Here is a 9,168-nt window from a genome sequence, read left to right as displayed (position 1 = left end):
GTGTTCAGGGAGGTCATCCCCGAACCCGGCTACGACGGGTAAAATACGCAGAGCGCCAATGACGTACGAAACGGGCTTCCAATTGAGTTGTTAGGTCGTCTATGCTAGCCGCTGCGTGGTCGCGTGCAGATAAAATTAAGTTTATGGAAGAACCGGTCCTGAATTTCTGTGGGGGAATGAGTTGAGAACCGTAGTAATATTCGTAATCCTCATTTTGTCGGGCTTTTTGGCCTATCTTTTCCTTAGTGGTGAGGAAGTGGTCAAGCGCGAGGTGGCTTCCTCGGAGGCTGTGAGTCTGGAAGAATATACCATCTCGGTAGAAGCTAGGCCGTTGAGTGCGTCCGTCGTTCATCTTGACGTGGACACGAACATTCCGCTTCCGATAGATGTGATGGCGAGCGTGTCCGCGAAAAACCAAAGCCCCAACGATGTGTATATCGGCTTCTCCAAGCGTGTGAGGCTAACTTCTCCCAAGCAGACCATTGAAATGGAAGGGGAGGGGCTACCGTCTGGCGATTATACCGCTGACGTCACGTTCTACCCAGATTGGGGCGCGAAGGATGGTCCCCGCGAGGCCAAGTCCATCACCAACGAAATCATCGGCGTTGATGACGTGACCCTGGGAGGGGCCGGCGAAAGCATTGAGGAAGCGGATCGGCGTAACAACGCACAGCGTTGGGTCATGATGAACGTCTCTTCGGGTACGCCTTGGGATGCGACCCTGTTTGTGGAGAAGTTGGGCGATTTTCAGAAGACGGAGGCTGCACTCAATCTGCATGATGCGTACTATTTCCCCGTCGCGGATATGACCATCATCGTCAGTCGTTTAAAGAATACGGTAACCACTTGGCGCGACGGGAATGATGGGGGCTGAGTATGCCTGAAACCGCTTATTCAACGGAATTTAGAAGGGAACTCGATCCCCAGCAATTACTGGAGTTGATGAGAGCGGACTTATTTGCTTCTGCTGGCACAATGGAGGACATTTCTGAGCAAGAAAGGCAAGAAATCAAGAGCGACGTGATCTGCTCGTCCTGTGGGGTAGGTGGCGCGCAAATTGTCAGAACCTCTTTCGGACGGAGCAGCGGGAGGGCAGTGCGCAAACCACATTTCCGGTTTGAGGGGCCGGGTGGCGAGGACGCGCACCGTCGATACTGCGAGTTCGGTAGAGAAGCCCCTGAACGCGAAGCCGGGTGGAGGGTTAGTTTCGCAAGCGCTCGCACCGAAGAGGCGCGGTTCGTGCGCTCACTTGTGTGCAAGGGTATCGAGAGGAAGCTGTTCGACCAGAGTTCGATCCGTGCGATGCGGCAGTGGTTCTATGATCAGAAAGCCAAATCGCGGATCACGATACCAGCTTCGCCAGAACGCATTGTGACAATGCAGAAGCTAGATAGACATTACCCCCACGGTGGCCGGTGGTCCTTCAGCCCGGTCCACGCAGAGATGCCGAATTTCAATTGGCGGGAAGCGGCGATGAGGCAGTTTACGGAGGATAACCGGGAGTTCTTGAGCTGGTATCACGAGAGGGCGCGAAGGGCGCGCTTCTCAAGCAGCTACGAGCGCGCAAAGAGCATTGTGGAGTCGCGTCCCGCAGAAGAGGCTTTCGACCGCTCCGTGTTGCGGGAGCAGTACGAAAAGTCGATCACTCTCTCGTCTTTCGTTGCTGCCAATTCGGAGTTCCCTCACAAGAATAATCCCGCGCACTATCGTTCCAAGGGGGCTCCCACCCCATTGTTGGCTCTTAGTGCGTTGGTTCTTTTCATCTCTGATTGGAGCATGGACGAAGCCATCGGGTGCTACTCCAAGATGTTTGCGGCACCTGATGCTAAGGATAATACGCTGGGTAATGTGATGGGGCTCAATCCGTTCCATGACTTTGATGCCTGGGAAATAATCAAGATTGCTTCCGAGCTCGCGGAGCGCAGCCCGTCGATCCAAAACTACGATGAAGCTCTGGCGGCTGTAGAGAAAAGAATAAGGGAAGAGCACCGACGTTGGCGTTCAGAAGCGACCCGCCAACCTCTCTGAGTCTACATTCTTCGATGTTTCTTCAATTACCAACAGCAGAAGCGGGCGATGCCCCTCTGGTTGTCGCTCTGCAACCTCATCTGCGATTTACCGGCGCTTGCTGGGTCGTCTGTACAAGTCGCTCCCGCTGTGAGTAGGAATGACCCGTCTAGAGGATTGTGGGGGAAACGATGACAGATCAGCCGGCGGCGACGCAGAAAAGAGACACGTTCGGTTTCGTCCGCAAGGTGATCGCCTTTGCAAAGTGGGTCACAGAGTTTGTCCGTAATCTCGCGGTGGCTGGTGCTCTGTTCTATCTCGCAGAGATCAGCTCAAGCATGCTGCTGCGCGTGGCAGCGATGGTTTGTGGGCAAGCTATTGCCATCGGCGTCGCGGGTCATGTGTTCCTGTTGGCCGAGGGGAGGCTGGGGTTCTTGCAGACGCTGACAAAGGGTGCATGGGTGCTCGCTGTAGGGATCGGCGCAGTGATGTGCTTGACGCTCGGCCTAGTCCTTGGGGCTGGTCTCCAGTCTTTTGTGCAGGAGATCGCTGATGCCCACCTCAGCCGGTAACACCCCTTAGAAAACGAGGTTGCGCTGCTTAGAAAATGCGGCGGCGCGACCGTTAACCATCACCTGTTTTCCGCACTCGACAAGTGCAATTAATTGCAATTTTGGCTGTACGCCAGAGACCAACTTTGGGATGATCAGATTATCGGGAACCCAACGGTTTCCAGAAGGTCAACCCGACAGGGCATGTAGCAAGGAGGCTAGAATGACCACAGCAACCCAGACCGCGAAAATGATCTACCCTGACGCCATGGTGGCGAACATGATCTTGGGCAAGATGCGCAAGCGCTATCCCGAGAGAAAGTACACCGTGATGCCGGTCAGCGGGGGGCACCAGATTGTCCCGATCACGGTCTGCCCGTCTGCCATGCCGCCCAAGAAGCCGGCACCCGTGAATAACAAGACCTTCGCATCTGCCGAGAGCAACACGCTCGACGCCATGGTGTTCGAGTTCCCGTTCCTGCGGCAGACGAAAGCATGGTGGTACTTCGATGGCGGCGACGTGCAGTACCTGCATAAGAACCACTGCATCAGCGCGTCCCTCGTCACCAACAACGACGACACGATCATGCTGCGCCTCAAGGTGAGCGCCAAGATCGCCGAAGAGAAGGGCCTGATCCAGAAGGAGGCAGCGTGATGCGAGGACACCCAATGATGCGCATTCGCATTTCTCCAGAGCTGAAGGACCGGCTGGAGGCGGCTGCCAAAGAACACAACCGCAGCCTCAACGCGGAAGTGGTGGAAGCCCTGGAGAAGCACCTTGGCCAGCGCAAGGGGGCCTGCGAGATGGCGGCTCTGGAGTATCGCGTCACCGTGCTGGAGGAAAGCGTCAAGCTGCTGTCCAAGATGACGATCCACGAAGGTCTGGGGGAGGGCGACTGATGCACCACGTAGCGAGCCTGAACCCCAGCTATGTTGTCCTGCGAGAGCATACGCTTGGCTTCATCCTGCCGGACTTCCCCGACTGGATGGGGGTGCTGCACGGCAGTGTCCTCAAGGGCGGGCACGATTGGAAGAATGGCCCCGTGCACATCGCTGGCATGAAGGACCAGATGCGCCCGGCGCTGAAGGCAGACTTCGACGAGTACGGCGTCTGCTGGCGTGGGCACCTCAAGGAGACCGACAGATGAAATACGAGAACCTGAAGAAGGTGGCCACCCTCGTGAGGGGGAGTCACTTGAACCTCGAAACGCTTGTGGCGATCCGCGACAACAGGCACCTGTTCAGTCAGGAGGTCCGGGACGAGTTCGACCAGTTCATGGAAGAGGGTTACGAGATGTTCGCCCCCAAGAACGCGGAGGGCCGGTGATGCAGGTTGATGCGACCATCTTTGGTGGGCTCCCCGTTGTGGTGGAGGCCCGCCTGCTGCCGGCTGACCGGTCCATGGGCATCGCGTACGCCTATTACGAGATCGACGGCATCTACACGACACGGGTCCGCAAGAGAGACCGCAGGGTCGTGATGAAGCCCATCCCGCAGAGCTGGTGGGACCGCCTCGACCGATCCGGTGAGCTGGACGCCCTGGCAGAAGAAGTGGCAGGGGGTCGGTAACCATCCCGTGCAATTAATTGCAAATCCGAAGGACAGGGGAGCGCTCCATCGGCAAGATAAAATGAGACAAAAGGAGAAGTGAGATGTTGTCTGTCGTACTCACAGGCCCTGCTATCGACAATGCGGGCCGCTCGATCATCAGGGAAAACCTGATTGCTGCATGCCACCAGACAGGAAAACTGTCCGTGGCGAAACGTGTCAACATGTCCACCGACCTTCTGGTGGCAAGCAGAACGGACACCGTTAAAGCAAAAGCAGCCGCCGCCAACGGTGTCGTCGTGCTTTCATATCCGCAATTCATCAATCGTTATCTGCACGGGGTTGAAATCCTTAGCGGAGGAAAACCGAACCGGTATATGGACCGCATCGACAAGGATTTGCTGGTGCCCGATTTCACGGAGGGGATGGACCCTTCGGATTTGTTGTGACGGCCCGATTTGTGCATTTGATTGCGCAGTTGACGAGGGTTATGGTCACTGGTCCGCTTGTCGGCAAACCGCGATAATTCAAGGAGGGATTGGTGGTTAAGAATTCAGAAAAGGTCTATGCGGAGGCAATGTCCCTTGCCAAAGCATTTGACGACAACTTCGTCGATCTGGCGAAGGAATTGCACCGTCTGCAGGAGAACGACCCGGATCGTTTCCGAGACTTCATTAATGCGACCGGGATGAGCCGAAGGAAAGTTTACTATCTGGTTGCCGTGGACAAGACGTTCACTCCGCTGAAGATACCGAAGAAGAAGCTCGTTGACCTTGGCTGGACCAAGCTGACGACGATCCAGCCGCACGTGACAAAGCAAAACGTGCATGAACTCCTTGAGATCGCCGACAAGCATAACGTAGCGGACATCAAGCGTTATCTTAAAGGCGAGCCAATCGGCGATAACTCGAAGTCGCTGGTGCTGTACTTCAGCCCCGAAGAGCACAGCAAGATCATGGAAGCCCTTGAGCAGCATGGTGCATCCAAGTCGGGGCGCGGCCTTGTCGATAAGGAAAAGGCCATCCTCAAAATCCTTGAAGCAGCCAAGTCAGACTGACGTCTTTAGTCGTGAAGGGTAGTCGCGGACCCTTCATGCCTACAGGTGCCAGATGCAATTAATTGCACGGAGATCATCATGGACAGAAGCCCTGGCAAGACCACGTTCGTAGGACCAGTCGCAACGGACACGCTGGTGCGGGCCGGCAAGCGCTCGACGCACTACCACTTCCTTCTGCTGCAGGCCGGCGGCGATCCTCTGCGTCTGGATTACGACACCAAGCAGGAGGCACGCACGGCCCGTCAGCTCCTCTCCAAGAACCAAGGCACCTATGCCGTACCCACCCTGAAGCTCCTCCGGGGGATACAGGCGGCGCTCGGCGAGGCGTAAGACAGTTGTGGGTCTATTGGAAATTAATTGCACACGCCTGACAAATCTGTAGAGTGGAATGTGCAATTAATTGCAAATGACCAAGGAGGGTCGAAGTGAGACTCAAGATCACCATGGAGATCGAGATCGGTGACATGACCGACGAGCAGCGGGAGGAGCTGGAAGACGGCATCAGCTTCGTCAGCCGCGACAAGATCGGCACCGATGGGCTCCCGGCAGATGAGAACGCCGAGGGCTATGTGCCACCCGTGCCGACCCTGGCGGAGCAGAACCCCGAAGAGGTCATTGGTACGATCACCGAGGCGATGTCCTTTCTGATTGAGTGGCAGGAGGACGTGTGGGCCGGCAGCGATGTCTATGCCCGCATCTCGAAGATCAGCAACGTCCATGTGGAAGAGGTGGACGAACCGCCCTGCGTCGCCCAGCGCCTGCTCCAAACTGCCGAGGCTGAAGGTCTGACGATGCGGGTCTACGCATTCCCGGACGAGGTGGATTACGAAGGCACCAGCGCCCGAGACGCTTGGGAGCACGTGCTGGCCTGCGAGGAGATGCACGTCAGCTTCCACCGTGAAAATGCTGATCTGGGTCGGGCTTTCATCCTGCCCGATCTGGACCCTGACGAGAGGGTGTCCGACTACGCCGGGGCGTGGGTCCAGAACTTCTTCGAGAAGCAGGGGAACGCCGATGGCTGAGTTCATGAACACGCCGGGGCAGGTGAACCAGCGCGCATCCGACGCGATGTCCGCAGACGGCATGGATGCATTCGGCAAGCCTGTGCCCGCGTACCGCAAACAGGCCGCCCTCGACCATTGCAGGCAGATGGGCCTGACCGACACGAACAAGGCGACCGGGGTCATCAACCGAATGGCCGCTGCAATCGGACGGGACGAGCCCTACGCGGCGATGGAGGCCGGCATGGCCTATCTCGACCTCACGGGCACCTACCGCCTGCTGGCGGTCCTGTGTACCACCCCGCCAGCCGAAGTCGGCTGCAACAAGGAGCCCCGGACCCAGCACCCGGAAGTCGCCTTGGAGCATCCCCACGTCGTCTACGAAGAGTGGGGGTTCTGATGAGCGCGCAGGTGAACACCTATGTCATGTTCGGGGTGATCCTCGACTACGAGCAGGCGCACTCCGTCTGGCGGCACGACGACCCTGCGCACCCGTCACTGTTCGATGTCCTCGAACCCTACATGGATGATGCGTTCAAGACCGAAACCAACCCGAAGGACGGGCTGACGGTCCTGTATGACGGCATGTGTGGCAAGTACATCGCCATCGGCCACGTGATCGCCAAGACGGGGAACTTCGAGCACTTCGAGAACCCCGTGTCGGCCATTGGCGACATGAAGGCCCCGGCCAAAGACTTCCTCGAACCCCTGAGCGCGCTTTTGACCCGTCTCGACCTGCCACCGGGTGCACCACGCAGTGCCCTCGGCTGGCACGTCATCAGTCACCACCGATAGGGAGCCCCATGACCCCCAAGCAACAGTACGAACGCCGCAGGGCAGAACGGGAAGCCAAGCTGCGCGCCAGCGAGACGCGGTACGGTCGCCCCGACGTCATCGATGAGAAGGACGTGGAGATCACCGATCTGATGGATCGGTTTGTCACCGCTGCCGAACGCATCGCCGATGCCCTGGAGGCCCAGAGCGCCCCCACGGCAGAGATGGTGGATCGGGCTATCGATGCAATCGAAGGTGAATTGAATGGCGTCGCGGCCACAAAGGGGCAGGCCCGCGCCATCCTTGAACACGCACTCCAGAATACCTGAGACCTGGGGCAAGTCCCCGACACGAGGAGAGAACCATGGCGCAGTTGCGCGTACAGCTCGATGACACCGCCGGCATGACGGACGAACAGATGAACCTGCTCGCAGACAGGGGTGTGGTGTTCATGACCACCACCGAATGGGGCGGGGTCTCGCGCGGCGGTAGCATCATCGCGAGGTCCGAGGAACATGCCCGCGAGATCGCCGAGAAAAGGGGCGTCGGCGAGGAGATCGTCGGCACTTTGGAAGCGGCTGAAAACGTGGGATGATTGTGCAATTAATTGCAAAAGGAGAATGAGCCATGACGTGGCCTGAAGCAGCTGTGCAGATCGCGATCATCCTCGGCCTCGTGCTGGTGATGCTTGCCATCCTTGGTAGGGGGCGGCGGTGAAGATCAGCAGAAGCTACCCGTATCTGTCCATCGCCAAGCACTTCGGGGTCGATTACGGCGACGTGCTGCTGGTCGCTCAGTACCGGGCGCAGGGAGACAGCCGCAGCCCGAACACTCACGAGTGGGGTGCAATCCGCCGTGTGACCACGGACGTGAACCTCCTGGTGTTCAAGGATTTCGCCGCCGCCATCGATCAGGCGATCCGTGAGTTCCGCCGCATCCAGAAGGAGGGCTGGGACTGATGCGCATGAAAGATATGGGTGCGATGGACAGCGTGTTTACGCATGTCGATGAGAAGACCGGCGTGTCCACCCACTTCAATGTGACGTCCATGGAGGACGACTGGCGGGTTCGGGCGCGGTCGCCCGTCCACATACCGGTCGATGAGGCCGGGGCGTCCCTGTTCATGGCGAAGCGGGGCATCGAGAAGCACCGACTGGACAGGCTACGCGGCCTGCCCAAGCTGGACCCGATCCTGATCCTGCACTGGATCGACGGAACGCATCTGGTCGTGGACGGCCATCACCGATACGTCGCGGCCTATCTCGATGGGCACCGGGGCATGCTGGCCCGCATGCTCCCCCGCAGCATCTGGCGGCGGCACGTCATCACCGACCTCCCGGACGAGATCGGGCACTCGTTCATCGGCTCATACTCGGGCATCCCGTGACCGCCCCGGCTGGCCGAACCAAAATACCCTCTGGCCTAATGCGAACCCGTAATTGATGCCGGTGGCCTGACGGCTAGAACGACAGACAGAATGGAGGAAGTGCCTTGAAAATTCTGAAAGCAGCCCTGACCGCAGCCCTCGTGTCGCTTGCCGCCCCGTCCTATGCGCAATCCAGCAACGACGAGACGGACAAGTGCTATGCAATCGGGCATTTGGCCAAGGGCCTCATGAAGGCCCGGCAAGCTGGAGTTCCAATTGGGAAAACCATGGAGATCGCCCGGAGCAGTACGGATGCCGCTGTCACTAGGCTGGCGGAGGAGATGGTGATCATGGCCTATGATAGACCGAGATATAGCACGGACTCTGCTCAGGAGCGCGCGGTTAGCGACTTCATCAATGATGCCCAGCTGATGTGCTACAAGGTCAGTCGCTGACAGACAGGACGTGGGGGAAGTGTTTTGAAAGTTATGAAGGCAGCCCTGGTTGCAACCCTCGTGGCGCTTGCCGCTCCGTCCTATGCACAGTCCAGCAATTACGAGGCGATGGACTGCGATGCGATTGGGGACTTGGCCAAGGGCATCATGCTTGGCCGACAAACCGGACTCCCCCTCGGGAAAGCCATGGAGCTAGTACGGGACAGTGATATTGAGGCTGTCACTAGGATGGCCGAGGATATGGTGATCATGGCCTACGATAGCCCGAGGTATAATTCGACCTCCGGTCAGGAGCGTGCAGTCGAAGAGTTCAGAAATATCTTTGAGCTGGCGTGCTACAAGGCCAACCGCTGACCTGGAGGGCGCGGTTCGCTGCGCTTTCTTTTCGCAAATAACGTGCAATTAATTG

General features: G+C 58.1%; 20 protein-coding genes. All 20 read left to right on the top strand.

The annotated features are described in order from the left end of the window. Window positions 1–181: 181 nt before the first annotated feature. The 20 genes from DEJ54_RS18895 to DEJ54_RS18800 all read left to right on the top strand — a co-directional run bounded on the left by DEJ54_RS18895 (window position 182) and on the right by DEJ54_RS18800 (window position 9,113). On the top strand, window positions 182–874 hold the full coding sequence (locus DEJ54_RS18895) for a hypothetical protein (protein WP_113155929.1): 693 nt from the start codon (window positions 182–184) through the stop codon (window positions 872–874). Window positions 875–876: 2 nt separating this feature from the next. Next, window positions 877–2,028 carry a hypothetical protein gene (locus DEJ54_RS18890; RefSeq protein WP_113155928.1) on the top strand — a complete coding sequence of 384 codons (1,152 nt, stop codon included), beginning with the start codon at window positions 877–879 and terminating at the stop codon, window positions 2,026–2,028. A gap of 170 nt (window positions 2,029–2,198) precedes the next feature. Further along, window positions 2,199–2,579, top strand: coding sequence for a hypothetical protein (locus tag DEJ54_RS18885; protein WP_113155927.1), 381 nt, complete (start codon window positions 2,199–2,201; stop codon window positions 2,577–2,579). Between the two features lie 202 nt (window positions 2,580–2,781). Next, a complete protein-coding gene (locus DEJ54_RS18880) occupies window positions 2,782–3,213 on the top strand; it encodes a hypothetical protein (RefSeq protein ID WP_113155926.1) in 432 nt (143 codons plus the stop codon). Further along, window positions 3,213–3,458, top strand: a complete 246-nt coding sequence (locus DEJ54_RS18875; RefSeq protein ID WP_113155925.1) for a toxin-antitoxin system HicB family antitoxin — start codon at window positions 3,213–3,215, stop codon at window positions 3,456–3,458. Before DEJ54_RS18880 ends, DEJ54_RS18875 begins: the two co-directional genes overlap by 1 nt. Then, on the top strand, window positions 3,458–3,706 hold the full coding sequence (locus tag DEJ54_RS18870; protein WP_113155924.1) for a hypothetical protein: 249 nt from the start codon (window positions 3,458–3,460) through the stop codon (window positions 3,704–3,706). The genes DEJ54_RS18875 and DEJ54_RS18870 overlap by 1 nt, the downstream gene beginning before the upstream one ends. Then, on the top strand, window positions 3,703–3,885 hold the full coding sequence (locus DEJ54_RS18865; protein ID WP_113155923.1) for a hypothetical protein: 183 nt from the start codon (window positions 3,703–3,705) through the stop codon (window positions 3,883–3,885). The genes DEJ54_RS18870 and DEJ54_RS18865 overlap by 4 nt, the downstream gene beginning before the upstream one ends. After that, window positions 3,885–4,127 (top strand): hypothetical protein, encoded by a 243-nt coding sequence (locus DEJ54_RS18860; RefSeq protein ID WP_113155922.1) that lies wholly within the window; start codon window positions 3,885–3,887, stop codon window positions 4,125–4,127. The genes DEJ54_RS18865 and DEJ54_RS18860 overlap by 1 nt, the downstream gene beginning before the upstream one ends. A gap of 83 nt (window positions 4,128–4,210) precedes the next feature. Further along, window positions 4,211–4,555, top strand: coding sequence for a hypothetical protein (locus DEJ54_RS18855; RefSeq protein ID WP_113155921.1), 345 nt, complete (start codon window positions 4,211–4,213; stop codon window positions 4,553–4,555). Between the two features lie 92 nt (window positions 4,556–4,647). After that, complete coding sequence (locus DEJ54_RS18850) at window positions 4,648–5,163, top strand: hypothetical protein (protein ID WP_162742349.1); 516 nt, start codon at window positions 4,648–4,650, stop codon at window positions 5,161–5,163. A 78-nt stretch (window positions 5,164–5,241) separates the two neighbouring features. Beyond that, window positions 5,242–5,493, top strand: a complete 252-nt coding sequence (locus DEJ54_RS18845; protein ID WP_113155919.1) for a hypothetical protein — start codon at window positions 5,242–5,244, stop codon at window positions 5,491–5,493. A gap of 95 nt (window positions 5,494–5,588) precedes the next feature. Further along, complete coding sequence (locus DEJ54_RS18840) at window positions 5,589–6,185, top strand: hypothetical protein (RefSeq protein WP_162742348.1); 597 nt, start codon at window positions 5,589–5,591, stop codon at window positions 6,183–6,185. Continuing rightward, entirely contained in the window at window positions 6,178–6,564 is a 387-nt protein-coding gene (locus tag DEJ54_RS18835) for a hypothetical protein (RefSeq protein WP_113155917.1), read from the top strand. Before DEJ54_RS18840 ends, DEJ54_RS18835 begins: the two co-directional genes overlap by 8 nt. After that, entirely contained in the window at window positions 6,564–6,959 is a 396-nt protein-coding gene (locus DEJ54_RS18830) for a hypothetical protein (protein WP_113155916.1), read from the top strand. The genes DEJ54_RS18835 and DEJ54_RS18830 overlap by 1 nt, the downstream gene beginning before the upstream one ends. An 8-nt stretch (window positions 6,960–6,967) precedes the next feature. Continuing rightward, window positions 6,968–7,267, top strand: coding sequence for a hypothetical protein (locus DEJ54_RS18825; protein WP_113155915.1), 300 nt, complete (start codon window positions 6,968–6,970; stop codon window positions 7,265–7,267). Between the two features lie 35 nt (window positions 7,268–7,302). After that, window positions 7,303–7,533 (top strand): hypothetical protein, encoded by a 231-nt coding sequence (locus DEJ54_RS18820; RefSeq protein WP_113155914.1) that lies wholly within the window; start codon window positions 7,303–7,305, stop codon window positions 7,531–7,533. A 118-nt stretch (window positions 7,534–7,651) separates the two neighbouring features. Further along, window positions 7,652–7,897, top strand: coding sequence for a hypothetical protein (locus tag DEJ54_RS18815; protein WP_113155913.1), 246 nt, complete (start codon window positions 7,652–7,654; stop codon window positions 7,895–7,897). Beyond that, a complete protein-coding gene (locus DEJ54_RS18810; RefSeq protein ID WP_113155912.1) occupies window positions 7,897–8,325 on the top strand; it encodes a hypothetical protein in 429 nt (142 codons plus the stop codon). The genes DEJ54_RS18815 and DEJ54_RS18810 overlap by 1 nt, the downstream gene beginning before the upstream one ends. Window positions 8,326–8,429: 104 nt before the next feature. Then, complete coding sequence (locus DEJ54_RS18805) at window positions 8,430–8,759, top strand: hypothetical protein (RefSeq protein WP_113155911.1); 330 nt, start codon at window positions 8,430–8,432, stop codon at window positions 8,757–8,759. 33 nt (window positions 8,760–8,792) lie between these two features. Beyond that, window positions 8,793–9,113: a hypothetical protein gene (locus DEJ54_RS18800; RefSeq protein ID WP_113155910.1), complete on the top strand. Its 321-nt coding sequence runs from the start codon at window positions 8,793–8,795 to the stop codon at window positions 9,111–9,113. Window positions 9,114–9,168: the final 55 nt, after the last annotated feature.

Source organism: Nitratireductor sp. OM-1 (genome assembly GCF_003296175.1).
Lineage (GTDB): Bacteria > Pseudomonadota > Alphaproteobacteria > Rhizobiales > Rhizobiaceae > Nitratireductor > Nitratireductor aquimarinus.
This window is presented reverse-complemented; position numbering and strand designations above follow the sequence as displayed.